Origin of the sequence: Exiguobacterium sp. s160, from assembly GCF_018617575.1 — a bacterium.
Taxonomy (GTDB): domain Bacteria; phylum Bacillota; class Bacilli; order Exiguobacteriales; family Exiguobacteriaceae; genus Exiguobacterium; species Exiguobacterium aestuarii_A.
In genome coordinates this window covers 595656-619191 of sequence record NZ_JACSKK010000001.1, presented here as the reverse complement: position 1 = coordinate 619191, position 23536 = coordinate 595656, and the positions used below count along the sequence as shown (strand labels likewise).

The window sequence follows — 23536 nt, the reverse complement described above, 5'->3', positions numbered from 1 at the left end:
CCTTCTTTTTTTGTATAAATTGCATGAATATACTTTACAAGTAATAATTATGTGTATATAGTGGTTGGAGACACAAGTCGGACAACTGATGTGTCATAGAACAGTTGAGTTACGTTCACACATATGTCATAATTTTGTTAAAGTTCTGATAATTATCATTCAATTACGAAAGGGAGATGAAGATGAAAAAAGGTTTTCTAGCATTATGTTTAGCAGGACTGGCCGCGTTCTCAGTCGCATGTGGAGCAGACGTGAACGAAGGAGGATCGACATCGACCGATGGTGAGGATGACAAAGTCATCGTCATGGGTACGAGTGCCGATTACTTCCCGTATGAATTCGTCGACACAGCGAATGGCGACGAGATCGTCGGATTTGATATCGACATCGCCAAAAAAGTTGCAGAAAACATGGGATATGAGTTGAAAATTGAAGATATGGATTTCGGAAGCTTGCTCGGAGCCCTCAACGCGGGTCGTGTCGACTTCGTCATGGCTGGTATGACACCGACAGAAGAACGTAAAGAAAATGCCGATTTCTCGGATATCTATTTCACAGCGGTGAACTTGATCTTATCGAAAGATGATTCACTTCAATCACTTGAAGATTTGAAAGGCAAAAAGATTGGTGTCCAGCTTGGTTCGATTCAAGAAGGAATCGCACAGGATCAAATCGCAGACGCTGAAATCATTTCATTGAACAAGATTCCTGAGATCATCCAGGAAATCAAGACAGGACGTATTGACGCAATGGTCATCGAAGATACGGTCGCAAAGAAATACCTCGAGCAAGACAGCGAATTGACAACATTTGAAATCGTGGACGAAGAAGAAGCGGGCTCTGCTGCTGCCTTCCGTAAAGACGATGAACTCCGCGATCAATTCAACGAAGAGTTGAAGAAGATGATCGACAGTGGAGAAATCGAAGAGTTAGCACAAAAATGGTTTGAAGAAGAGGCTGCACCAGCCGAATAATGAATCGTACGAGGCTGACTGAAGATGAATCGGTCAGCCCTTTTTTAGGAGGAACTTACAATGGATTTTAGCCGGATTTATGATTCGATTCCTTACATACTTGAAGGGATTCCAGTCATGTTCCAAGTGGTCATCGTCTCGGCATTGATCGGGATTTCACTTGGTATTGTCGTTGCAACACTGAAAATCGTACCGAATCGTCTCATCAATTTTATTGGACATGCATACACGGCTGTATTCCGTGGGACACCACTCATCTTGCAACTTGCCATCATTCACTTCGGGTTGCCACAATTGACTGGCTATATCACGACGCCATATCAATCGGCAGTCATCGCCTTTTCATTGAACTCAGGGGCGTATATTTCAGAGATTATTCGTGCTGGTATTCAAGCGGTCGATAAAGGCCAATGGGAAGCATCTGATGCTTTAGGTGTCCCATACGTCAAACAATTACGTTCAATCATCTTGCCGCAGGCGTTCAAGAATATCTTGCCCGCCCTCGTCAACGAGATGATTACATTGACGAAAGAGTCGGCACTCGTCTCGACGGTCGGCGTACTCGACATTATGCGCCGGGCACAGATTGTCGGTGGGCAGAAGGCAATCTACTTCGAACCGCTTCTATTCGCCGGTGTGATATACTTTACGATAGTGATGATCTTGACGTATCTTGGACAACGTCTAGAAAAACGGTTAAGAAAGAGTGATGGAAGATGATCGAAGTTAAAGACCTACACAAACAATTTGGTGACTTAGAAGTATTGAAGGGAATCACGACGACGATTGAACGTGGTGAAGTGGTCGCCGTCATCGGACCGTCTGGGTCTGGTAAATCGACATTTCTGCGTTGCTTGAACATGCTAGAAATCCCGACGAGCGGGACGGTCAGTGTGGATGGATTCGAACTTACGAAAAAAGGGGCGAACGTCGCGAAGGCTCGCCAAAATATCGGGATGGTGTTCCAACAGTTCAACCTCTTCCCGCATATGAGCGTAATGGACAATTTGACGTATGCACCGGTCAATGTTTTGAAAGTCAGTAAGGCTGAAGCTCTTGAACGTGCGAAAAAATTGCTCGAACGTGTCGGCCTCTCTGAGAAAATCGACGCCTACCCGAGCCAATTATCAGGTGGACAAAAACAACGTGTCGCGATCGCACGTGCTTTGGCGATGGAACCGAACGTCATGCTATTCGATGAGCCGACATCGGCACTTGACCCTGAGATGGTCAACGAGGTACTCGATGTCATGAAAGGATTGGCTGAGACAGGAATGACGATGGTCGTCGTCACACACGAAATGGGCTTTGCTCGTGAAGTGGCAGACCGTGTCCTCTTCCTTGATGAAGGAATTCTGATGGAAGAAGGAAAACCGGCCGACTTGTTGTTGAACCCGCAGACAGACCGCGCGAAACGATTCTTAGAAAAAGTGTTGTAATCTGAACTTACGAAGGAAGGATGAATGCACATGAAAATCACTTATTATGGACACGCGACAGTAGGATTTGAGATCGATGGCGTTAACGTGTTGATTGATCCATTTTTGACGAGTAACCCTCATACGGAAGTAGACCCTTCCACGTTACGCCCAGACTATTTGTTGCTTACCCATGCTCACTTTGATCATATCGAAGATGTCGAATTGATCGCGAAAGAGACGGGTGCGACGATTGTGGCGACGCATGAGCTCGCGACCTATTATGAGAAGAAAGGATTTTCTGTACACGGAATGAACATCGGTGGCGGACACGCTTTCCCGTTCGGACGTGTCACGATGACACAAGCCTTCCATAGTTCGAGTTTCGATATGGGCGACACACCGATCTATATGGGGATGCCAGCCGGATTCATCATCGAGACGAATGAGCTGACGCTCTATCACGCTGGGGATACGAGCCTGTTCTCGGATATGAAAATGTACGGAGAACGTTTCGAAATCGATGTCGCATTCCTTCCAATCGGAGATAATTTTACGATGGGACCTGCAGATGCATTAGACGCGGCGCAGTGGCTCCAAGCCAAACGGGTCGTCCCAATCCACTTTAATACGTTCCCGCCGATCAAGCAGGACGCTCAGGCATTCTGTGACCAGTTACATCGTCGTGGTCTTTTGATTGAACCGAACACGACGATCGAGATTTAAGCGTGGATGTGATACAAGCGACGAAAACGTTCGTCGAACAGATTCATGCAGAAGACCATACAGGGCATGACACCGCTCATATTGAGCGCGTCGTCCGACTGGTGGAGCGTTTGATGAAGGATGAGCCTGTCGACGAGACAGTGCTCATCCTTGCTGCGTATTTACATGACGTGGAAGACCATAAGCTCGGTCGACCGAAGGGACTCGTCAAACAACATTTGACTTCTCTAGAAATCACTGAAGAGCAAGCAAACTTAGTGCTGACCTTAATCGATGAAGTGTCTTTCTCAAAAGGGATTCAGCCTACGACTCGCGAAAGTGAAATTTTGCAGGACGCCGATCGTCTTGATGCCATCGGGGCCATTGGGATTGCGCGAACATTCCAATTCGCTGGTTCTCGCGGAACACCGCTCAATCTGTCGGAAGAAAGTGCGATACAACATTTTCAAGATAAACTGTTGAATCTGGCGTCTAGGATGCATACCGCTAAAGCGAAACAATTGGCGATGTCACGACATGCTTTTATGGAGCGCTTTTTGGTGCAGTTTCACGAAGAGTGGGATGGAGAAGACATATAAAAGGACGACCGAGACACATCTAATTCGGTCGTCCTTTTGATTAGATTAGAATGGATGTTTGTTTAGCCAGTGGCCGCCGTCAAGAGAGATACAATCTCCGTTCAAGTAGCGCATCTCGTCAGAGGAAATCCAATAGGCCAAGTCAGCGATTTCTTCCGGTGTCCCAAAACGTCCGAGCGGTACGTTGCGGCGAATCCGCTCCACTTCTTTCACATGGGACACGAGTTTTTCCGCACCACCTGTCCGTTCAATCGGTCCTGGGCTGATTGCATTGACACGGGCACCGAACTGATAGCCCCATTCGACTGCGAGCGTTCTCGTCAAATTCAGGACGCCCGCTTTCGCCGCCGCACTCGGTGCGACACCAGGCCCTGCCTGCCATGCATACGAGGCGACCATGTTAATAATTGACCCGCCTCGCAATTCTTCTGCTTCCCAATGTTTCCCGAGAACATGGGTACAGTTGAATGTGCCGTTCAAGACGATGTCAATGACGCTCGCCCAACCGTTCGGAGACAAATCAAGTGTCGGACAGACGAAATTACCTGCCGCGTTGTTGACGAGTGCGTGAACCGGTCCGTAAGCGGATACGATGTCAGCGAGTGCTTGAGCGCATCCTTCATAATCACGAACATCATGCTGCACACTCATCGCTTGACCTGCTTCAATAGCGTTCAGTTCGTTCATCGCTTCAAGTAGTCGTTCCTCGTTTCGACCACTGATGGCGACATTCCATCCTTCTTGTTTAAATTTTAATGCCATGGCTTTCCCCATACCAGACGATCCCCCGGTAATCCAAATCGTTTTCATATTGATTCCCCCTTGAAAATGAATGGTCGTTCATTCTATGTATTCGTCTTCTGATTTGAAATTCCTTCAATCAGATGTCATTTGGTGTTGAATCATTTCTTCGACAAGAAGCGTATATAGAATATGGTACGATTGAAGTGCGTAAGATGATATCAATCCGGTAGAGGGGAATGCTAAGCCATGAAGCGACTGTTAGGAATAACACTTTTCAGTATATTTGTTTTGATAGCGCTCGTTTTTACGAATATGGGAGATGATGATTTGTCCGAACCGATTGAAAAGATGACGAATTCTCAAGTCGAAACAAAGACAGCTCCTGAGATGACTGTGGGCGAACTAAAAGGTATCTTAACTGATTTCCAACGCGATGTGGCCCCGCAAATCAAGAATGATTTCGAACGGAAGTTGGCGGAACGAATGTACGTGGAGATGAGTATATTTGATGAAAGCATTGATATAAACAAGCTCATAACGCGCGCTTCAGAGCAAGCTGATTTTGAACGTGCTTGGTTGACTCATGCGAAAGACGAGTATGGGGTCGTCGTAACAGATGAAGAAGTCGATGGTTGGATTGAACGAGGACCTGATGCGGAGGTAGTCGAGTCACAAAGACGGTATGCCGAGGCAAAAGAAATGAGTGTATATGAGCTGAATCATAATTATTATCGCGATCAATATGTGAAATGGGTTGTTTGGGAAAAACTAATCCCACTCATCACGGAACGATACGAAGAGTCAAGTGAGCAAGTGCTTGACAACAATCGACTCATCGAGCTTTACGAAAATGAAGTGAAGGATACTTTATAAATCAATGATACGTTAATCAGCCCGACTCATTTGAGCCGGGCTACTGTTCATTTCATTTGTTTCAATTGTTCTAAGCCAAGTTCACGATCGATTGCATACATCGTACCGGCGACCTTCTCACCCCAATACGGGTCTGAGGCGTAGAAGATGTTAATTCCTTCTTGTTTGTTACCAGGGTAATCTCCGCGTGCGTATTGACCTTTTACATATTTTGTGGCGAACAGTTCGGCAGCCGCGTCAACGCTCGCTTCAACCGTCTCAAAGGTTGTGGCATTGCCGCTCGGGTCGTCATCTGTTGCCCGGAATCCGAACAAGTTACGTTTTTCCCGTGCGATGTCGGACGTCCCAAACCTCGACTCATGACCGGCTACAGCGAGTAGGAATAAGGCATTGATGCCATATGTCTCTTCCGCACGTTTGAAGGCGTCACCCTCTCCAGCGAGTGGCGAGTCGATGGATTGTAAATACTGATCGAACGCTTTGACGGAATACGGTGACGATGATCGTATTGAAGCAAATTGATAGGGAGAGTCGAAGACGTCTCGGACACGTTCCGTATAAAAACGATCTTCTGAGCGCTTCTCTGTCGGTCCGACAAGAAACGTGCCGGCGAGATTCGCATTCGCCTCAACGGAATGATATACATCACCATCTCGAATCTCGTAATATCCACGTCTTTCTACTACGGCTTCTGGGAACAATGCCATCTGATCAGGCTTTATATAGACGTCTGCGCCTGAGATGCGTACTTTCAAATGGTCTTCGCCTCGTTCAAGGAGTTGAAGTCTTGTACCACCAGCGACATAAGACTGACGTTTTTTAAACGATTGATCTTCGTAAAGGTTCGTGATGGCATCGCTTGGAGTCACGACCACACCGGTGCCTGTGAAGTCGAGAACTTCTCCAGAAGGAGAGAATAAGGTGCGGTTATTTCCCGCTGCCATATAGCGTTTTGCCTCAGCAAGAGATTCGAACGACCGTGTGACACGGTCTCCGTTCGTGACGGTTTCGACAGTATACGTGTCTTCACGGGCGGACTGAATCCATAAAAATGCGGCGATGGCGAGACTAAGCGTCGCAATCATCGGCCAAATCGTACGTTTTTTCTTTCGTTTCAATCAGATCACTTCCAAACTTTTGAATTGCCAAACGAGTTGATTTAGTCAACAATTTGATGGAGAAGGGGGAAATCAGTATGAAAATTGGAACGCGGACGTTAAAAACCGCGGTCGCAGCGGGTATCGCAATGCTCATTTCCGAGACGATTCATCTTGATTATTTTGTATTTGCTGCTATTATCGCCATTTTGAGTATTCAAGAGACACGCAAGAAATCCATTCGCGCCTCGTATGAACGTGTCATGGCGAGTCTTCTCGCCATCGGGATGGGCGCCGCGATGTTTACGTTACTAGGTTATTCACCAGTGACGCTCACATTTTATTTTGTCATCTTCATTCCGCTCGTACAACAACTGAAACTGCAAGATGGACTCATTACGAGTGTCGTGATCTTGACGCATCTCTATACCGAGGCACAGTTTTCACTCGAATTGTTCATCAACGAGTTATTGCTCATCGCGATTGGTGTCGGGGTCGGACTCGTCGTCAACATGTATATGCCGACGCTAGACCGTGAAATCGAGCGAATCAAAGATAGTATCGATCGATCGCTTGCCGTACTCTTTTACGATGTGGCAGCCTGTGTCGAGACCGGTGTGTATAACAACCATTCGATGATGCTGATCAAGACACGGGACTATTTGAAAGAAGGGAAAGATTTGGCCCTTCGTCGTATGGGTAACTCCATCGGGAAACGGAATGAAGACATGGACTATCTCTACTTCCGGATGCGGGAGCGACAATACGATATTTTGAAGCGGGTTGCTGATAACGCAAGAGAAATCACCATGGTCGTCAATGAAGCAAAACCTGTTGCAACATTTTTGCGTCGCGTAGGGGACCACGTGAACGAGCAGGCGGACGCTTCCGTCTTTCTGCAAGAACTCGAAGAAATGATTGAACATTATCGAAAAAACGTACCTCTCCCCACAACACGTGAAGAATTTGAGGTACGCTCATCTTTGTTGAACATTTTATCGGATGTGAAAAGTTATTTGATCTTGAAAGAGCGTTATATTTTGCTCTTAAAAGAACATGGTCATGCTCGAGAGAAACGTGCTGATCAAAAAGATTGAGACGATGACGATGACGCCAATTTGAATGATGCGTTGTCGTCTTTTTTGCTTTTTCTTCATAACTTGCCTCCATGTACGTGTTTGCCATCATTGTACAGAATGGAAAAGATTCGTGCAATCTAAGGGAGTTTGTTATAATGGTCAAGAAATGTTTGGATGGAGGGATGTTGTTTATGGTAAACGAGACACGTGTGCTCGACACATTTTTAGGATTGGTCGGCATCGATTCAGAAACGAAGGAAGAAGCTGTCATTTGTGAACACTTGAAAGCGGTATTCACAGAGCTTGGATGTGATGTGTATGAAGACGATGCATCAACGAAGACAGCACATTCTGGTAACAACTTAATCATCACGTTGCCTGCAACGAAAGAGAATGTTGATCCGATTTACTTCACAGCTCACATGGATACGGTGACACCTGGGAAGGGAATCAAGACGAGCATTAAAGATGGTTATGTCGTCACGGATGGCACAACAATCCTTGGTGCAGATGATAAGACAGGTCTCACAGCGATGATCGAGCTTGTTCGCGTATTGAATGAAAAACAGATTCCACACGGTCAGATTCAATTCGTGATTACGGTCGGGGAAGAATCAGGACTCGTCGGGGCGAAAGTCTTGGATTTATCAAAAATCGACGCGAAGTTCGGTTTTGCGCTTGACTCGGACGGTCCAGTCGGCGACATCATCGTCGCGGCACCGACACAAGCGAAAGTGAACGCGAAGATTTATGGCAAGACGGCTCATGCGGGTGTCGCTCCTGAGAAAGGGATTTCAGCGATTCAAATCGCAGCAAAAGCCATCGCGAAGATGCCACTCGGTCGAATCGATGAAGAAACAACGGCGAACATCGGACGCTTCGAAGGGGGACGTGCCACAAACATCGTTTGTGACTATGTCGAAGTACTCGCTGAGGCTCGTTCGCTCATTCATGAGAAAATGGAGAAACAGGCGGAAACGATGAAGCAAGCCTATATCGAAGTGGCGGAGTCATTCGGTGGTCGTGCTGAAGTCGACATCGACATCATGTACCCGGGATTCAAGTTTGAAGAAGGCGATGAAGTTGTCGAGGTCGCAAAACGTGCGGCGACGGCAATCGGACGTCCGACACGAATCTTGCACTCTGGTGGCGGTTCGGATGCGAACGTCATCGCCGGTGGCGGAATTCCGACAGTCAACTTAGCGGTCGGTTATGAAGAAATTCATACGACGAATGAGCGGATGCCACTTGAAGAGCTGTATAAACTCGTTGAGTATGTCGTCACGATTGTTGAAGAAGTCGCATCACCTAAGCAATAAAAAAAGAGCCGACCATTCGTCGGCTCTTCGTATGTGTTCGTACTCGTTATGCTGCGAACTCCAGAGACTCCAAAATCAACTCGTCTGTGCAATGAAGTTCGATCGCTATGTCGTGAATGCGGATAGAGGTGCCTTGTTCCTGTTGGTGCAAGCGATTCATCAAAGCCGCACGGTCTCGAATCGTCTCGTAAATGGATTCGGGTTGTTCTGCTTTGGTCATCACAAATCACATCCTTTTCAGCGATTACCACAAGTATAGCATGGAACGGACTTGAAGAAAGGACTAATTTATTTATGAAGTTACAGTTTTTAGGAACTGGATCAGGTATGCCATCAAAACAGCGTAACGTGTCAGGTCTTGCGCTCGTTTTACCGAAAGTCACCTGGTTGGTCGACTGTGGAGAGGGGACTCAACATCAGATGCTCTACACGAAAGTCAAACCACGTAAAGTGACAGCGGTATGGGTGACACATTTGCATGGTGACCATGTATTTGGCTTACCTGGATTTTTATCGACCCGTTCTGCGTTAGACGGAATGGATCCTCTCACGGTTTATGGTCCAAAAGGATTAAAGAAATGGCTCGAAGCGACACTTCGCGTCACAGGTTCTCATCTCGGTTATGAGTTGAACGTCATTGAATTCACGGACGGAGACACATTTGAGCAAGACGGTCATACGATCACTGTGCGAAAATTAGAGCATCGGTTCCCTTCTTACGGGTTTCGTGTCACAGGCCCGGAAAAACCGGGAACGTTACGCGTCGATCGGGTAAGAGAGCTTGGAATCCCAAGTGGACCCATCTATAAAACAATCAAAGAACAAGAACGGTTCGAATATGAAGGAAAATGGTACGATTCTAAAGAATACGTCACTGAACCGACTCCGGGCAAAGTCGTTGCGATTCTTGGGGACACGACGCCATGCGAGAACGCGCGATTGTTAGCAGAAGGGGCCGACCTCCTCGTTTATGAGGCGACATTCATGGAAAGTGAACAACCGCTCGCCCGAAAATATGGTCACTCGACGACGCGTGAAGCGACTACTCTTGCGAAAGCGTCTGCGGTAGGCCAATTGATTGTCACGCATATTTCCGCTCGATATGTCGGACGAGAGGAAGAATTTGAACAAGAGGTCGTTTCGGATTTTCCATCGAGTTTAGTTGCGACCGACTTTTTAGAATATACAGTGGGGGATTGATGTGACCATTCAACTCTATGTTTGGGCCGCGTTTTTAGTGATCAGCGTCCTGTTAGGTGTCCGCTTGAACCAATTGAAAGAACCGGAAGCCAATTTCTTTCCGAAGTTTTTATTTTATTCACTGCTCGGCATCGTTTCGTTTCCAATCGGTGGATTTCATATCCCAATCGGGTTTTTATTGTCTTTTTTATTCTTCCCAAAACAGAACAGCCGCTATAAATGGTATGGAGCACTTTTAGGATTTTTCTTTTTTATCGTTTTATTGTTCGTACCATTGTTTGACCAATCTGGGTTTCGTGCGGAATCGCAACAAATCGGCGCCGTTTCTGTCACGAATGAATCTTTCGATGAGATGACAGAGAAAATCTTACAACGAGTCCACAGTGACTCCATCAAGCTAGACCGAGGTAAACTTCAAATTCATCGGGATGGGGACGTTCAATCGATTGAGTATTTGCTGATGGTCGAACGAGCCGAATCGTTCCAACAAATTCGCGTGACGTACGCAGACGGCCAATTATCTTATGAACAGGTCGATGAATTACGAAAAGAATCAGGTCAGGCATTCTTTGAAAAGCTCGTCGAATTTGACCATATGTTGTCTACTTTAAGGGAACCTTCATGGGAAGAATATACAGATGTCATAGCCGCCCCAATCCTTCAACTTTCTTACGATGGGCTGTATGATATGTATACGTTCGAGAATGAGTCGATGCTCATGATCAACCGTGACAATGAGCTCGTTAAGTTCTGGCTACAACGTGAACCAGTCCTTGCTAACAGTATCCAGCTCGTCGGACTGACGCAAGAGGGACGTAGCACAGGTGAACGCTATGCGATTCTTTACAATTATTCGATACACCAACGAGAGGATTTGACAGACCAATGAAATCATATGTAACGATTGCTCTACTAGCGACCGCACTACTTGCCGGATGTGGCGGGGAAGAGGCGCAACAAGAATCGTGCGGAGTTAGTCCGACTATTTCGGTCTATAACGCAGCGACTGAGGAAACGCTCTATCAAGAGAAAAGTGTCTGCCTAGAAGAGGACGCGACTGTTCTCGATGCATTAAAAGCAACAGGACTCGACCTTGAGGTGACAGGGAGCGGTGACATGTCCTATGTGACGGCAATCGAAGGAATCGAAGAAAAATCTGAAGGACAATCGTCAGGATGGGTATTTGCTTTCAACGGTGCACCCGGGGATGAAGGTGCGGGCGCCAAAGAAGTGGAATCGACGGATGTTATTCAATGGCGGTTCGAAGAAGATGCAGTGGCTTTCTTCGAATGAGGCAGATTGGGAGCGGAGACATCCTGTCACGCTCCTTTTCTATCTCTTCTGTCACCTTTACATATTAATGAATGTCGAAGACGTCACTTTTTTTGTGGTTGGACTCCTCTTGCTGCTCATCATTGAACGTCGTTTCCCTTGGTCAATGCTCTCCATACTGATTGCGTTTGGGTTGATTTCAATCATGCCCATCCTGATTGGTTGGGAAATTTCTTATTCATACATATGGCGTCAGCTTTTGAAATTGGCTGCCTTTTTACTCGGGATGTTATGGATTGCACGCATCATTCGTCTCGAACGATTGCTCCCGCTCTTATCGAACTTTCCACGATCGTCTTCACTCTTATACGGCGCATGGGCCCTCATTCCGTCAATGGAGCAGGCGGTACGTCAGGCAGTCAGGAGTCATCCGAGGGCATCTTGGCTAGAGGGTGTGCAAATCGGGATTGAAAGTCAGCAAACTGAGCCGAAGTTTGCGGTTGACCCGATACGGCGCTTTCGTTTAGAGGATTTGTTGCAAATCGTCCTCATCGTAATCATTTGTTTTTCCTCACTTCATCTGTTTGTCGGACTTTGGCTGATTTATCCTTATCTCACGAAAGGAGGGATGCGTGATGCAATGGCTATCTACCGTTGACGGTTCGTTCGAGCAATACGTCGAACGTTACCGCCCGTATGTGATCGAGATGACGCAATCGTTCTCAGGAAAGGTTGGGCACTTACTTTCGAGTGTCGATCCTTTTCGAGGGGCGGAACTCGCTACACTATTACAAATCGACGCGCTTTATCCGAAGCGGTTTGATGCATGTTCGAGTGGAGAACAACAGATTGTTCGAGTCGCCTACGCCCTGTTAAATCGACCGGACTCCATCGTCCTGATTGAACCATTTCGGCATCTAGACCAATTTCGAAGAGAGCATTTAGAGATGTTGCTCCGCCGTATTTCTGGAATCGGGGTACAAATCGGTTATACCGAGCGAGCGAAAGAACCTTCTGGAGAAGTGACGTTCACGTTCAACGAATCGAAAACGAAACCTTCCATCGATGCGACCGACGTATCTTATCGGCATCCTCTGCAAGCGACCTATGCGATTGATCACGTGACGGTTCAGATGACTGAGCCTGGACTCACAGTTTGTGTCGGGACGAACGGGAGTGGGAAGTCAACTTTACTCGAACTATTAGCTAGAAGTAGACGTCCACTTCAGGGACGAGTGAAAAAGGGGGAGCGGGCAGTCTATCTTCCTGCCAATCCAGAAGTTGGTCCGTTCCCACAAGAAGAGAAGCGACGGGTCGCCCAACTTCAATCCGTCCTACACGATCCGTCGAGTGTTCTTTTACTCGATGAACCGACCGTGGATTTGACGAGGGGAGAGCGGGATGCGTTCTTCAGAGCCCTTCAACAAAAAGCAAAGTCGGCCCGCGTGATTTGTGCAACACATGACATGGGCCTCATACAGGTTGCGACGGATGTGATTTATCTAGCGAGCGGTCAAGTCGTCTTTCAAGGCGATCGGAACCTTTTTCAAGATCGGAGCACCTTATGGTCACATACGTCTTCGCCATCCTGATCGCGATCGTCGTGTTGTACCGGTTCGAAAAATCTAGAATCCCGATTCAACCACTCGTTCAATTGTTAGCACTTGCGGTCATTGGGCGTTGGCTCTTTATGACGATACCGAATGTTCAACCGACGACGGCCATGATCATGTTGACGGCCTTACTGGTCAGTTTGAACGGGGCCGCCATCCTCGCGCTTTTTGTTCCGATTTTGTCAGGACTTTTGCTTGGGATTGGTCCCTTTGTATTTTATCAATTTTTAGGATGGCTCCTTGTCGTTGTGCTCGTCCGTTTATTTCGACCGATTCTATTGAAATCGACAATCCTTTTCTTACTGCTCGGTTTACTATCAGGTTTTTTATATGGGTGGACGACAAACTTGGCGTTCATTGAAGTGGTCGGGACGGATGTCGTGAAGTTGTTCTTACTCAGTTTTCCATTTGATCTGGCCCACGGTATTTCGAATGTCGTCTTCTTGATCATGATTCGTCCGCTATTTGAGCGCATATTCCTTCGTCAACTCGGGTAAATATACAATATTCCTATCATATTGAGTGAGGTGAACGACGGATGAGTGCTTATATTAACATCACTGAAGTCGGCATGTTTCTACTCGTAGGGTTGTTGTTTATCTTATTAAACCTTGTTCTTTTAGTGAAACGTTATACGAGGGCCCGTTTCGCCATGCTAAGCATTCTAGCAGCGAGTGTATGGCCAGCGCTGATGATTGTTCTATCAGTAGAACAGTTGAGCGTGATGGATCAATTGACCTCAGGTGAATGGTCACTAGATGCTGTGCTTGCGTGGGGAGTCGTCCTCTCGACAGCGCTCATGACGATGATTCCAGCAGGTGTCTTTTTACATCGGCTCGTAAGTGTCTCGCGATTACCTTCAGAATCTTAAAAGGAGCGACCGTCGCCGGTCGCTCCTTTTTTCATGTCGTTGATTCAGTGGCTGACCCGTCTGCTGGTTTTTGGACACGACGCAATACTTCGAGACTGAGAGCACGTGGCATCAACTTAGCCAACCCGACTAGGAGTTGATTCGAGAGACCAGGCACAACCACGCGCTTATTATTCATGACACCTTTATAACCGAAGAAGGCGACGAGGTGAGATGGCATTTTTGAGAAGGACAATTCACTACCGGCGCGATCAAAGAAATTCGTATCTGTCGGGCCAGGACAGAGGACACTGACGTGAACACCGCTCCCTTTCACTTCGGCATGCAACGCCTCGGTAAGTGAGAGGACATAAGCCTTCGTCGCATAGTAAACGGCCATATACGGACCGGGTTGGAACGCAGCGACGGAAGCGACGTTTAGCACATAGCCGTGATTTCGTTCGAGCATACCCGGTAAATAGGCTTTTGTCAGTTCCGTCAATGTGTTGACGTTCAATCGGACTTCGTCCGCCTCCGTCTCGGCATCGAGGTCAGCGAACGCACCTGACGTTCCAAATCCAGCATTGTTTATCAAAAAGTCGACGGTTAGTCCCGCTTCTTCAATCATCGAAGTCAAACGGTTGGCAGCGTCATGTTTCGCCAAATCGAGCGCGAAGACATGTACATTGATTCGATATCTCGTTTCAAGTACTTTTTTCAGTTCGTGTAAGCGAGGTTCGTTTCGGGATACGAGAATACAGTCGTACCCGTCTCGTGCGGCGAGTACGGCCAAGTCTAAACCGATGCCCATCGAGGCCCCGGTAATTAAAGCTGTCTTTGACAACGTGATCCACTCCTTTAATGAAAAGTCATACATTGTTACTGAATTCTTCACGAGTTGTTAAAATCCTGCCCCGTTTGCACATTCGATCCTATGCTAAAGTATAGCAAGAATATGTGATTAGACTCACAAAGTAGGGAGAAGAACAAATATGATGATTCAGCTCGTCACTACGGCGCAAAGCGTCGAACAAGCAGAAGCGTTAATTAAAGCGGGTACGGACCGATTATATATCGGGAATTCTAGGTTCGGCTTGAGACAAAAGGGAGACTGGACAATCGATGCTGTGAGGGAAGTCACACAGCTTGCCCATCGATACGGAAAAGAAGTGACGGTGGCCGTCAACAATTTGATGCATAACGACCACATTCAAGAATTGCCGGATTATTTACAAACGTTGAAAGCAATCGGCGTCGACGATGTGACAGCCGGGGATCCCGGGGCCATCCGTTTGATCCGTCAAGCGAAAATTCCCTATTGGTACGATGCCCAAACGCTCGTCACGTCCGCCAAACAGATTCAGTTCTGGGGGAAACATGAGGCCATCGGAGCCGTCGTTGCGCGCGAAGTCACTCTCGAGGAATTGGTGTTGATTCAGCAACAAATCGGTCTCCCCGTTGAAGTTCAAGTGTACGGTCCGACGTGTATCCATCATTCGAAGCGACCGCTCGTGACAAACTATTTCAATGAACTTGGACGCTCTTCTGAAGAGGCGAAACAACGTGAGTTTTATATGAGTGAGCCAGCAGATGCGGAGAGTCGTTACCCCATCTACGAGGACGAGAATGGCACACATATTTTCTCAGAAGATTTGACGCTTATGGGTCAGCTACCGACGTTAGTCAAAAACGGCCTTCACACATGGAAACTTGATGGCTGGCACGCGGGAGAACAGTTTGTTGAAATCGTTCAGTTGTTTACCGTCGCACGGGCGAATCTATTGAATGGTCAATTCGACCGAATCGAGATGGAACACCGCCTCAGAGAATTACAACCGAAAGCGTTTCGACTCGGAACGGGACTATTGTTACGCAAACCAGAAGAGATCAAGTGAGGGATGAAGATGAAACAACGTCCAGAATTATTAGCGCCAGCAGGAAACTTAGAGAAATTGAAGATGGCGATTCATTATGGTGCCGATGCGGTCTATATCGGCGGTCAACAATTCGGGTTACGTTCGCGTGCCGGAAATTTTAGTTATGACGAGATGCGTGAAGGTGTGGCTTTCGCACATGCTCGCGGGGCGAAAGTATATGTCGCTGCAAACATGGTGACGCATGAAGGGGATATCGAAGGAGCTGGTGACTTCTTCCGCACGCTCCGTGATATCGGGATTGACGCAGTGATCGTCTCTGACCCTGCCATGATTGAGACGTGTCTCACAGAAGCGGAGGGCTTACCGGTTCACCTGTCGACACAAGCTTCCGCGACGAACTACGAGACGCTTCGTTTTTGGAAAGAAGAAGGACTCGAACGGGTTGTATTGGCACGTGAAGTATCGATGGATGAGATTGTGCAAATGAAACAGGAAATCGATGTTGAAATCGAGACGTTTGTCCATGGTGCGATGTGTATCTCATACTCCGGTCGTTGTACGCTGTCGAATCATATGACATTGCGGGATGCCAATCGAGGTGGCTGTTCCCAGTCGTGCCGTTGGAAATATGGCTTCTTTGAAGAGGATGATCTCTTAACGAAAGAGATGGAGGCCCGTGATGAAGAGCCGTTCTCGATGAGTTCGGTCGATTTATCGATGGTCCGACATATTCCCGACTTGGTGGACGCTGGAGTCGACAGTTTGAAAGTCGAAGGACGAATGAAATCGATTCACTACGTCGCAACCGTGTGTAACGTGTATCGTCAAGTGATTGACGCATACTGTGAAGATCCTGAGAACTTTGTGTTCGAGCCGGCTTGGGAAGAAGAGATTTGGAAAGCGGCACAGCGAGAACTCGCAAGTGGTTTCTATTACGGGATTCCAACCGAGAAAGAACAATTGTTTGGGAAACCACGTTCGATTCCACAGTACGCATTTGCCGCACGTGTCATTGCATACGACCCGTCGAGCGGGATGGCGACACTCGAACAGCGAAATCACTTCTCAACAGGTGAAGAAGTTGAATTTTTCGGACCTGGATTCGTTCGTTTCTCCCAAATCATCGAGACGATTGAGGATGTAGACGGTCAACCGATTGAATCCGCCAATCAAGCGATGATGACGATTCGAGTCAAAGTGGAAAAACCCGTCGCGACCGATTACATCATGCGCAAGCGAAAAGGGGTCCCTGCGCGCGTCTTCGCTTGACACATCCACCGAGCCAACATAGTCGCCCGAACTGTCTAATCCTGCTACCCTAAGAGATAGAGACGGAGGGATGGAAGGATGAACCAAAATACGGAGCAATTGCGGACAGAGCCCATCGGTCGACTCCTGTTTAAGTTATCGCTACCCGCGATGATCGGGATGCTCGTGACGGCGCTCTACAATATCATTGATACGATTTTTGTCGCTCGTGGCATTGGCGCTTCGGCCGTCGCTGCCATCGGGATTGCGTTTCCCATACAGATGATCTTAATGGCCGTGTCGAGTGCTGTTGGTCTCGGTGGCGCCTCCATCAGTTCTAGGAAGTTAGGTAGAGGAGACGATGCCGGTGCGGCTGTCACATTTTTGAATGTGCTCGTCCTCGTCGGATTGTTTGCTGCCCTCGCGGTGAGTTCCGCTTTCTTTATGTTGGATGAGATTTTAATGGTCTTCGGGGCGACGTCCGAGATTATGGAACTCAGTAGACAGTACTTATCAGTTGTTTTGATCAGTTCACCATTCTTTATGTTCACACTTGCTTCAAGTGCGATGGTTCGTGCCGAAGGTCAGGCACCGTATCAAATGAAGGTCATGTTGACGACCGTTCTCGTCAATCTCGTCACGACGCCACTTTTCATCTTCACGTTCGACTGGGGGATGTACGGTGCAGCGACTTCGACGGCACTCGCTCAAGTCATCGGTTCCATATTGATGCTTCGATTCTTCTTCGCCCGAAAACCAAAAACGGAACTGCGCTTCAAATGGCGACAGTTCCGGATACGATTCGATGAGATGAAAGAGATTATGGCAATTGGTTCCTCTTCATTCATCATGATGGTGTCCCAATCCATCTTGTTCGTTGGCGTCAACGTGATGCTCGGAACATACGGTGGGACAGAGGAGTTGGCGATTTTCGCCATCATCAATAAGTTCATGGCGCTCGTCGGCATGCCAATCATGGGAATTGTCCAAGGGATGCAACCGATTGTCGGATATAACTATGGTGCCGAACGGTATGATCGTATGCGTGAGACCATATGGACAGCGATGCGGGCAGGGATTGCAATCGCTGTGATCATCTGGCTCATCTTGCAGGTATTCCCGAATACGTTGATGGGATGGTTCTCGACGGACGAGGCATTGATTGCGGGAGGCGTGACGGCGATTCACATCTTGTTCGCCGTCTCGTTTTTACCGAGTGTTCAAATGCTCGTCAACGGGATTTACCAGTCGCTCGGGAAAGCGCGAGTCGCCATGTTCTTGTCCCTTTCACGTCAGACGCTCTATACGATTCCGCTCGTCTTTATACTCCCGTCGTTCCTCGGAGTGTTCGGGGTCTGGTTGGCGTTTCCGATTGCCGATGCGATGACGTTTTTGACGGCAGTCGCCTTGGCATTTTGGGACCGTAAATTATTGTTCCGTCCTTCAGAAGAAGATCAAGAAGCGCATGATGTAAATCCGAAAGCGACAAACTTATAATCAAACGTCCGCTCGTGTCGAGCGGGCGTCTTCTTTTAGGAACAAGTAAATCCCGCCAAGCAAGACAATGGCGCCGAGCCACTGGAACGGACCGAGGCGCTCACCAAAAAAGGCGTACCCAAATAGCATTCCCCATAAGGCCTCTCCAAGGATGGTAATACTGACGACGGTCGCACTGACCCGAGCGAGTGCATAATTGAACAGGTTATGCCCTAAAATCGTCGGGAAGAAGGCAAGGGCGAGGAAATACCACCAGTTGACCGTTTCAAAGTCCGTGAACGTCGTCCCGCGTACGAGGAGCATGAAGCAAAGGACGACAGTCGCGACGAGATAGACGCTAAAAGAATACGTATTCGTGTTCATCGATGTCCGGACATGTTGACCGACGAGCCAGTACCCTGCGATGAGGAGGGCGGCAATCAGAGCGAGCAGGTCACCAAATAGTGCTTCTCGTCCGAGCTGAATATCACCTGCAGCGACAAGCATCCCACCGAGGACAGCTACGAGCGCGTATGACAATCCTTTTCGCGTCGGGTTCTTTTTAAAGATCAAGGCGTTTCCAATTAATACGAAAATCGGACTCGATGTGACAAAAAGAGTGGAGCTGGCTACTGTCGTATAATCGAGTGATAAAAACCAGAGCCAAAAGTGAAACGCGAGCAACGTTCCGCTAAGTAACAAAGCATATCGTGTCATCAATCGCGTTGTGATGAGTGATTTGAAATCGACGAATGGAAGTAGCATGAGACATGTGATCAGCATGCGGTAAAACGCAGCCGTCTCGGCTGGAGCCGACGTCCATTTGACAAACAAGACGCTCGTCGACAAGAAAAAAACAGCAGCGAATAAAATGAGGTAAGACATGACGACACTCCTTCACATATGTATGTTCTCTGTTAATCATATCGGAAAACAGCCGTGTGGCAAGCTATGATTCATGGAATACAAACAAATGCTCCCCTCTCGATATGTCCATCCTCGACTTGGTATAGTAAAATACATAGAAGAAGCAATCCCACCACGTACGTCTTGCCAAGAAATTTAAGGCAAAGTAAGGAGTTCTTATGAGACTAATCATTGCGGAAAAGCCATCACAAGCACAAAAGTTGGCGGCTCCCTATCCATCTAAAAAAAGAAAAGATGAGATTGAAATCTCACCATGCTCACGTTTCCCGGAAGGGGCGATTGTCGTTTGGGCGGTCGGTCACCTTTGCGAACTACAGGAACCGTCACACTATCGTCCAGAATGGAAATCTTGGAAATACGAGGCACTTCCGATTGTTCCGGAACGGTTCGATTATCGGATCTCGAAAGGAAAATCAAAGCCGTTTTACGCTATCAAGAAATGGCTACATGACCGCTCTATTACCGATGTGATTATCGCTTCGGATGCCGAGCGGGAAGGGGAGGCGATTGTTCGATTAATTCTTCGGCTCGCCGGAAACAAAAAACCGTTAGCACGACTATGGATTTCGAGTCTGACGGAACAAGCGGTCGACCGTGGATTCTCTCAACTGTTACCGGGCGAGCAAACGGTCCCATATTATCATGAGGCGATGAGTCGAGCATGTGCCGACTGGCTCGTTGGAATGAACGCTTCCCGTGCATACACGACCTTGTTGAAAACAATCGGCATCGAGGACGTGTTCTCGCTCGGTCGTGTCCAGACTCCGACACTCGCCTTGATTGTCAATCGCGAGCGAGAAATCAAACAGTTCGTGCCAGAACCGTACTTTGAAGTCGAGGCGACACTTGCAAAAGGTCGGGGCACCTTCAAAGCAAAATATACATTCGGAAAGACAACGAAGCTCAAAACGCGTGAGGAAGCAGACGCGGTCGTGAAACGAGCTTCCGGCACCGCCACGGTCAAAACAATCGATAAAGAAGAAAAGATGGAGCAACCTCCATTTTGGTTCAGTTTATCCGGGCTTCAGGCAGAAGCAGGGAAACGATTCGGTTTCGGGGCGAAAAAGACGCTCGATATCGCTCAAAAGCTTTACACGAAAGGGTGGATCAGTTACCCGCGGACGGATTCTGGCTTTGTCACCCCAGATGAAGCGACGCTATTCCCTCAGACGAAGGCGAGATTGCTGAAGTCAGCCGCTTATGAGGGTCTTCGCGACGTCTTAACCGAGGACCCGTCAAAAAATCGTCGATACGTCAATGCGAAAAAGGTCAGTGATCACTACGCAATCATTCCGACCGAAGCTTGTGGTGACGTCACACGTCTCGGCGGCGATGAGGCAAAGCTGTACGATTTGATCAACCGACGTTTTCTCGCGGCATTTGCACCTGCGGCAAAGCTCGAGAAGACAACAGTTGATTTGATTGATGGAAACGACCTATATCGGGCAAAAGGGACCGTCGTCGTGAGTCCAGGTTATCGTCAAGTCGTCGAGATGAAATCAAAAGACGTCGAGCTTCCTGTGTTGGCAATTGGCGAAGAATTAAAAGAGAAAAAAGTTGAAGTGTTGTCAAAACAGACGGAGCCACCGAAGCGGTATACGGAAGGTTCACTGATCATGGCGATGAAAGTCGCAGGAAAACAGCTCGATGACGAAGAGCTGATTCATATCATGAAAGAAGTCGAAGGTCTTGGCACCGAGGCGACACGCGCTAACATTATCGATGGATTGAAAAAGCGCGGTTATGTTCAACTTCAGAAAAAAGAGCTCGTTCCGACAGACAAAGGACGTCTCTTGATTGATGTGCTCGGAGACAGTATTTTAGCATCGCCTGTCATGACGGCGAAATGGGAGAAACGCCTTCACGAAATCGGCCAAGCATCGGCATCTGCCGCTGAATTTATAGAACAAGCGAAAAAGATGTCGATTCATTTGGTTGAAGAGGCGAAGTCACGAGTCAAGGCAGCAAACCCGGAAGGTTATACGATTGAGGCGAAGCGTTACGGGAAAAAAGGAGCGACTCGACCGAAACCCTCGTTTGGAGTCTGTCCGAATTGTGGCAAAGCCCTCGTTGAGCATCCGAAGTTTATCGGTTGTAGTGGTTACCGGGAAGGATGTCGCTTCACCGTCTCCAAACAAGTACTTGGTGTCGGACTGGTGAAAGATGAGTTGAAGCAAATGATCAACGGAGGTCAATCGAACGTGCATACGTTCAAAAAAGGCGAGAAGACGTTCAATGCTTCTTTATATCTTGAAAAAGGGACGCTCCGATTCGAATTCAAATAAAAGAAGGGTCGCGTATTAAAGCGGCCCTTCTGTCTTGTCAGTCTTTTCTTGTTTTTGGTCAGACTCGATGCGACGATTGATTTCGTCATAGTCTAGAACGATGTCGTCTTTGTTATCTTTGTAGGCATATCCTTTTTGAATGACGACGATGGATGCGATGAGGACGAGTAAAATAATCAAACCGCTGACGGCAAATATCCAGGCCATAAGAACCCCTCACTTTCTCTCTTCAGTATGCCAAATAGTGAGTCGATTCTTCAACTGGAACGAACAGACGGTAATCTCGTGTGACATTGAAAAGATATGGTACAATACGATGTAGAACACTACGTAGAGAAGGAAGGGATAGTCATGGCGATTTTGATTGTGGACGACGAACCGGTCAATACGCTCGTTCTCGAGCAACTGCTTCACCAGCACGACTATGAGACGATATCGGTCTCGAGCGGAGAAGAAGCGCTCGATTTATTGATGGCCCCACAAGCCGCATCGCTGTATGATCTCGTCCTGTTGGATGTCGAGATGCCCGGGATTTCTGGAATCGAGACATGTAAACGAATTCGACAGATGGCTGATTACGAAGAAATGCCAGTCATCATGGTGTCGGGTCGTACAGATGAAAAGCAGATTGCTGAGGGACTAGATGCAGGAGCGTCAGACTATACGACGAAACCGATCAAGGTGACGGAGTTGCTCGCACGTATCCGCTCTGCTCTTCGCTATAAAGCGGCCGTCGATGAACGGAAAATCTATGAGGCCCGTCTCCAATACGATTTGGATCTTGCGCAAAAAATCCAACAAAGTGCGCTCACGCCACCAATCAGTAATGAAGAGATTGACGTGCGCGCTCTCTATCTTCCATCAAAAAAATTAGCGGGGGATATGTATGCGTGGTTCCAGGTCGCACCGGACCGGTATGGTGTCATCATCTTTGATGTCATGGGTCATGGGGTCTCTTCGGCACTCATTACGATGGGTATTCGCTCGATTCTTCCGGGACTTGTTGGAAATGTTCAGTATCCGGTGGACGTGATGACCGAGTTGAATCGTCAAATGACGTTCTTATTCTCGGGTGACGATATGCACAGTTACTTTACAGCGGTGTATTGCTATATCGATACAACGAAGCGTCGAATTGAGTATGTGAATGCAGGGCATCCTCCAGTCATTGTGACGTCAGAAGAAGGCAATTGTCGTCTTGAGACGACGGGAGTACCTGTTGGCATGTTCGAAGAGCCAAATTATGAATCTAAAGAAGTTGATATTGCTCCGGGTATGACACTTCACATGTACACGGATGGACTCATGGAATGTTATAGCAAAGATATTGACGATGGGATTCGCTGGCTTGAGAAGGACGTCTCCACGTACGGTCTCGACTATAGTCGTCACGTTGCAGAGCAACTCGTCCCGAAAATTGAAATTGAGGATGACCTTTGTCTCGTCACGGTCAAGATCACATAACAAAGAGCCTGACGTATGATGCGTCAGGTTTTTTTAGTATGTTTGTTAAGTAGTAGTTACTCAGACCAGATGATTGTTAATCCTATAATCAAATCAAAAGGAGATGGGGCGAAAGAATGAGTAGTCAGAATGAAGTATTTATAAAGGCAATCTATAGAACGATTATTGAAGGCAACTTAGCATCATATAAAGAAATGTATGAAGAAAGGCTAGATCACACAAAATTAAACAATTCAGAAATGGATGTTTATTGGAAAAAACAAGATGAATTCTACAATAGACTAAACAGTGAACAAAAAGAAGTTTTGATGTTAATGATGAAACAAACGATGATTGATACCATTTCGCATGTGTTTGGAATTATTGATGGAAGTTCAGGACTTGTAGACGCTGAAGTAGAACCCACTTTATTACTGGATTCTATTGATTCTGAGGGTGATTTACAAGATTTATTTTTAGCATATATCGAAGACGAAAATCTGTTTCCATAAATAATGATTACTTATCTCTCGAAAT

27 protein-coding genes are annotated in these 23536 nt (G+C 47.4%); 21 read left to right on the top strand and 6 right to left on the bottom strand.

Going from position 1 to position 23536, the window contains the following annotated elements; all coding sequences use genetic code 11:
• Nucleotides 1-182: 182 nt before the first annotated feature.
• Genes KNO86_RS03220 through KNO86_RS03200 form a run of 5 tightly spaced genes read left to right on the top strand, consistent with a single transcriptional unit; the run spans nt 183 to nt 3696 of the window.
• The gene (locus KNO86_RS03220) at nt 183-974 is read left to right on the top strand and encodes a transporter substrate-binding domain-containing protein (RefSeq protein WP_214692908.1); all 792 of its coding nucleotides are present in this window, start codon (nt 183-185) and stop codon (nt 972-974) included.
• A 60-nt stretch (nt 975-1034) separates the two neighbouring features.
• Nucleotides 1035-1694: an amino acid ABC transporter permease gene (locus tag KNO86_RS03215; RefSeq protein ID WP_012726548.1), complete on the top strand. Its 660-nt coding sequence runs from the start codon at nt 1035-1037 to the stop codon at nt 1692-1694.
• Nucleotides 1691-2413, top strand: a complete 723-nt coding sequence (locus tag KNO86_RS03210; protein WP_214692901.1) for an amino acid ABC transporter ATP-binding protein — start codon at nt 1691-1693, stop codon at nt 2411-2413. Before KNO86_RS03215 ends, KNO86_RS03210 begins: the two co-directional genes overlap by 4 nt.
• 30 nt (nt 2414-2443) lie before the next feature.
• Nucleotides 2444-3118 carry a metal-dependent hydrolase gene (locus tag KNO86_RS03205; protein ID WP_214692892.1) on the top strand — a complete coding sequence of 225 codons (675 nt, stop codon included), beginning with the start codon at nt 2444-2446 and terminating at the stop codon, nt 3116-3118.
• 2 nt (nt 3119-3120) lie between these two features.
• Complete coding sequence (locus tag KNO86_RS03200) at nt 3121-3696, top strand: HD domain-containing protein (protein WP_214692890.1); 576 nt, start codon at nt 3121-3123, stop codon at nt 3694-3696.
• A gap of 45 nt (nt 3697-3741) precedes the next feature.
• On the opposite strand, the gene fadH is transcribed toward KNO86_RS03200, so the two are convergent.
• Nucleotides 3742-4512 (bottom strand): 2,4-dienoyl-CoA reductase, encoded by a 771-nt coding sequence (fadH, locus tag KNO86_RS03195; protein WP_353047410.1) that lies wholly within the window; start codon nt 4510-4512, stop codon nt 3742-3744.
• Between the two features lie 174 nt (nt 4513-4686).
• Between fadH and KNO86_RS03190 the strand changes: the two genes are divergently transcribed.
• On the top strand, nt 4687-5313 hold the full coding sequence (locus KNO86_RS03190) for a hypothetical protein (RefSeq protein WP_214692886.1): 627 nt from the start codon (nt 4687-4689) through the stop codon (nt 5311-5313).
• A gap of 47 nt (nt 5314-5360) precedes the next feature.
• Here KNO86_RS03190 and KNO86_RS03185 read toward each other — a convergent pair whose 3' ends face one another.
• Entirely contained in the window at nt 5361-6431 is a 1071-nt protein-coding gene (locus tag KNO86_RS03185; protein WP_251126877.1) for an N-acetylglucosaminidase, read from the bottom strand.
• 77 nt (nt 6432-6508) lie between these two features.
• Between KNO86_RS03185 and KNO86_RS03180 the strand changes: the two genes are divergently transcribed.
• A complete protein-coding gene (locus KNO86_RS03180; protein ID WP_214692884.1) occupies nt 6509-7507 on the top strand; it encodes an aromatic acid exporter family protein in 999 nt (332 codons plus the stop codon).
• Nucleotides 7508-7680: 173 nt separating this feature from the next.
• Complete coding sequence (locus KNO86_RS03175) at nt 7681-8808, top strand: M20/M25/M40 family metallo-hydrolase (protein ID WP_214693991.1); 1128 nt, start codon at nt 7681-7683, stop codon at nt 8806-8808.
• Nucleotides 8809-8854: 46 nt separating this feature from the next.
• Here KNO86_RS03175 and KNO86_RS03170 read toward each other — a convergent pair whose 3' ends face one another.
• The gene (locus KNO86_RS03170; RefSeq protein WP_214692882.1) at nt 8855-9028 is read right to left on the bottom strand and encodes a hypothetical protein; all 174 of its coding nucleotides are present in this window, start codon (nt 9026-9028) and stop codon (nt 8855-8857) included.
• Nucleotides 9029-9102: 74 nt separating this feature from the next.
• Between KNO86_RS03170 and rnz the strand changes: the two genes are divergently transcribed.
• From rnz to KNO86_RS03135, 7 genes are read left to right on the top strand one after another with little or no spacing between them, the layout of a single operon-like run.
• Nucleotides 9103-10008: a ribonuclease Z gene (gene rnz, locus KNO86_RS03165; protein WP_214692880.1), complete on the top strand. Its 906-nt coding sequence runs from the start codon at nt 9103-9105 to the stop codon at nt 10006-10008.
• Nucleotide 10009: 1 nt separating this feature from the next.
• Nucleotides 10010-10897, top strand: a complete 888-nt coding sequence (locus tag KNO86_RS03160; protein ID WP_214692878.1) for a hypothetical protein — start codon at nt 10010-10012, stop codon at nt 10895-10897.
• Nucleotides 10894-11301, top strand: coding sequence for a DUF4430 domain-containing protein (locus KNO86_RS03155; RefSeq protein WP_074033270.1), 408 nt, complete (start codon nt 10894-10896; stop codon nt 11299-11301). Before KNO86_RS03160 ends, KNO86_RS03155 begins: the two co-directional genes overlap by 4 nt.
• Nucleotides 11252-11938: a hypothetical protein gene (locus KNO86_RS03150; protein WP_251126876.1), complete on the top strand. Its 687-nt coding sequence runs from the start codon at nt 11252-11254 to the stop codon at nt 11936-11938. The genes KNO86_RS03155 and KNO86_RS03150 overlap by 50 nt, the downstream gene beginning before the upstream one ends.
• The gene (locus KNO86_RS03145) at nt 11916-12872 is read left to right on the top strand and encodes an ATP-binding cassette domain-containing protein (protein ID WP_214692876.1); all 957 of its coding nucleotides are present in this window, start codon (nt 11916-11918) and stop codon (nt 12870-12872) included. Before KNO86_RS03150 ends, KNO86_RS03145 begins: the two co-directional genes overlap by 23 nt.
• Nucleotides 12845-13390: a hypothetical protein gene (locus KNO86_RS03140; RefSeq protein ID WP_214692874.1), complete on the top strand. Its 546-nt coding sequence runs from the start codon at nt 12845-12847 to the stop codon at nt 13388-13390. The genes KNO86_RS03145 and KNO86_RS03140 overlap by 28 nt, the downstream gene beginning before the upstream one ends.
• Before the next feature lie 41 nt (nt 13391-13431).
• Complete coding sequence (locus KNO86_RS03135) at nt 13432-13764, top strand: hypothetical protein (RefSeq protein WP_074033266.1); 333 nt, start codon at nt 13432-13434, stop codon at nt 13762-13764.
• A 31-nt stretch (nt 13765-13795) separates the two neighbouring features.
• Here KNO86_RS03135 and KNO86_RS03130 read toward each other — a convergent pair whose 3' ends face one another.
• Nucleotides 13796-14587, bottom strand: coding sequence for an SDR family NAD(P)-dependent oxidoreductase (locus tag KNO86_RS03130; protein WP_251126875.1), 792 nt, complete (start codon nt 14585-14587; stop codon nt 13796-13798).
• A gap of 154 nt (nt 14588-14741) precedes the next feature.
• On the opposite strand from KNO86_RS03130, the gene KNO86_RS03125 reads away from it, so the two are divergent.
• The 3 genes from KNO86_RS03125 to KNO86_RS03115 all read left to right on the top strand — a co-directional run bounded on the left by KNO86_RS03125 (nt 14742) and on the right by KNO86_RS03115 (nt 18365).
• On the top strand, nt 14742-15638 hold the full coding sequence (locus KNO86_RS03125) for a peptidase U32 family protein (RefSeq protein WP_353047403.1): 897 nt from the start codon (nt 14742-14744) through the stop codon (nt 15636-15638).
• A gap of 3 nt (nt 15639-15641) precedes the next feature.
• The gene (locus tag KNO86_RS03120) at nt 15642-16889 is read left to right on the top strand and encodes a peptidase U32 family protein (RefSeq protein WP_251126874.1); all 1248 of its coding nucleotides are present in this window, start codon (nt 15642-15644) and stop codon (nt 16887-16889) included.
• Nucleotides 16890-16967: 78 nt separating this feature from the next.
• Complete coding sequence (locus tag KNO86_RS03115) at nt 16968-18365, top strand: MATE family efflux transporter (protein WP_214692868.1); 1398 nt, start codon at nt 16968-16970, stop codon at nt 18363-18365.
• On the opposite strand, the gene KNO86_RS03110 is transcribed toward KNO86_RS03115, so the two are convergent.
• Nucleotides 18366-19229: a DMT family transporter gene (locus KNO86_RS03110; RefSeq protein ID WP_214692866.1), complete on the bottom strand. Its 864-nt coding sequence runs from the start codon at nt 19227-19229 to the stop codon at nt 18366-18368.
• Between the two features lie 200 nt (nt 19230-19429).
• On the opposite strand from KNO86_RS03110, the gene KNO86_RS03105 reads away from it, so the two are divergent.
• Entirely contained in the window at nt 19430-21556 is a 2127-nt protein-coding gene (locus KNO86_RS03105; RefSeq protein ID WP_214692864.1) for a DNA topoisomerase III, read from the top strand.
• A 15-nt stretch (nt 21557-21571) separates the two neighbouring features.
• Here KNO86_RS03105 and ytzI read toward each other — a convergent pair whose 3' ends face one another.
• Nucleotides 21572-21763 (bottom strand): YtzI protein, encoded by a 192-nt coding sequence (gene ytzI / locus KNO86_RS03100; RefSeq protein WP_214692862.1) that lies wholly within the window; start codon nt 21761-21763, stop codon nt 21572-21574.
• A gap of 144 nt (nt 21764-21907) precedes the next feature.
• Here ytzI and KNO86_RS03095 point away from each other — a divergent pair, with 144 nt between their 5' ends.
• Both KNO86_RS03095 and KNO86_RS03090 read left to right on the top strand, forming a co-directional pair.
• Complete coding sequence (locus KNO86_RS03095; RefSeq protein WP_214692854.1) at nt 21908-23020, top strand: PP2C family protein-serine/threonine phosphatase; 1113 nt, start codon at nt 21908-21910, stop codon at nt 23018-23020.
• A 116-nt stretch (nt 23021-23136) separates the two neighbouring features.
• Complete coding sequence (locus KNO86_RS03090; RefSeq protein WP_214692852.1) at nt 23137-23511, top strand: transposase; 375 nt, start codon at nt 23137-23139, stop codon at nt 23509-23511.
• Nucleotides 23512-23536: the final 25 nt, after the last annotated feature.

Coding starts and splice junctions, on each gene's coding strand:
- KNO86_RS03220 (WP_214692908.1), top strand. CDS start 183: ATGAAAAAAGGTTTTCTAGCATTATGTTTAGCAGGACTGGCCGCGTTC.
- KNO86_RS03215 (WP_012726548.1), top strand. CDS start 1,035: ATGGATTTTAGCCGGATTTATGATTCGATTCCTTACATACTTGAAGGG.
- KNO86_RS03210 (WP_214692901.1), top strand. CDS start 1,691: ATGATCGAAGTTAAAGACCTACACAAACAATTTGGTGACTTAGAAGTA.
- KNO86_RS03205 (WP_214692892.1), top strand. CDS start 2,444: ATGAAAATCACTTATTATGGACACGCGACAGTAGGATTTGAGATCGAT.
- KNO86_RS03190 (WP_214692886.1), top strand. CDS start 4,687: ATGAAGCGACTGTTAGGAATAACACTTTTCAGTATATTTGTTTTGATA.
- KNO86_RS03180 (WP_214692884.1), top strand. CDS start 6,509: ATGAAAATTGGAACGCGGACGTTAAAAACCGCGGTCGCAGCGGGTATC.
- KNO86_RS03175 (WP_214693991.1), top strand. CDS start 7,681: ATGGTAAACGAGACACGTGTGCTCGACACATTTTTAGGATTGGTCGGC.
- KNO86_RS03170 (WP_214692882.1), bottom strand. CDS start 9,028: ATGACCAAAGCAGAACAACCCGAATCCATTTACGAGACGATTCGAGAC.
- rnz (WP_214692880.1), top strand. CDS start 9,103: ATGAAGTTACAGTTTTTAGGAACTGGATCAGGTATGCCATCAAAACAG.
- KNO86_RS03155 (WP_074033270.1), top strand. CDS start 10,894: ATGAAATCATATGTAACGATTGCTCTACTAGCGACCGCACTACTTGCC.
- KNO86_RS03150 (WP_251126876.1), top strand. CDS start 11,252: ATGTTATTCAATGGCGGTTCGAAGAAGATGCAGTGGCTTTCTTCGAAT.
- KNO86_RS03145 (WP_214692876.1), top strand. CDS start 11,916: ATGCAATGGCTATCTACCGTTGACGGTTCGTTCGAGCAATACGTCGAA.
- KNO86_RS03140 (WP_214692874.1), top strand. CDS start 12,845: ATGGTCACATACGTCTTCGCCATCCTGATCGCGATCGTCGTGTTGTAC.
- KNO86_RS03135 (WP_074033266.1), top strand. CDS start 13,432: ATGAGTGCTTATATTAACATCACTGAAGTCGGCATGTTTCTACTCGTA.
- KNO86_RS03120 (WP_251126874.1), top strand. CDS start 15,642: ATGAAGATGAAACAACGTCCAGAATTATTAGCGCCAGCAGGAAACTTA.
- KNO86_RS03115 (WP_214692868.1), top strand. CDS start 16,968: ATGAACCAAAATACGGAGCAATTGCGGACAGAGCCCATCGGTCGACTC.
- KNO86_RS03110 (WP_214692866.1), bottom strand. CDS start 19,229: ATGTCTTACCTCATTTTATTCGCTGCTGTTTTTTTCTTGTCGACGAGC.
- KNO86_RS03105 (WP_214692864.1), top strand. CDS start 19,430: ATGAGACTAATCATTGCGGAAAAGCCATCACAAGCACAAAAGTTGGCG.
- ytzI (WP_214692862.1), bottom strand. CDS start 21,763: ATGGCCTGGATATTTGCCGTCAGCGGTTTGATTATTTTACTCGTCCTC.
- KNO86_RS03095 (WP_214692854.1), top strand. CDS start 21,908: ATGGCGATTTTGATTGTGGACGACGAACCGGTCAATACGCTCGTTCTC.
- KNO86_RS03090 (WP_214692852.1), top strand. CDS start 23,137: ATGAGTAGTCAGAATGAAGTATTTATAAAGGCAATCTATAGAACGATT.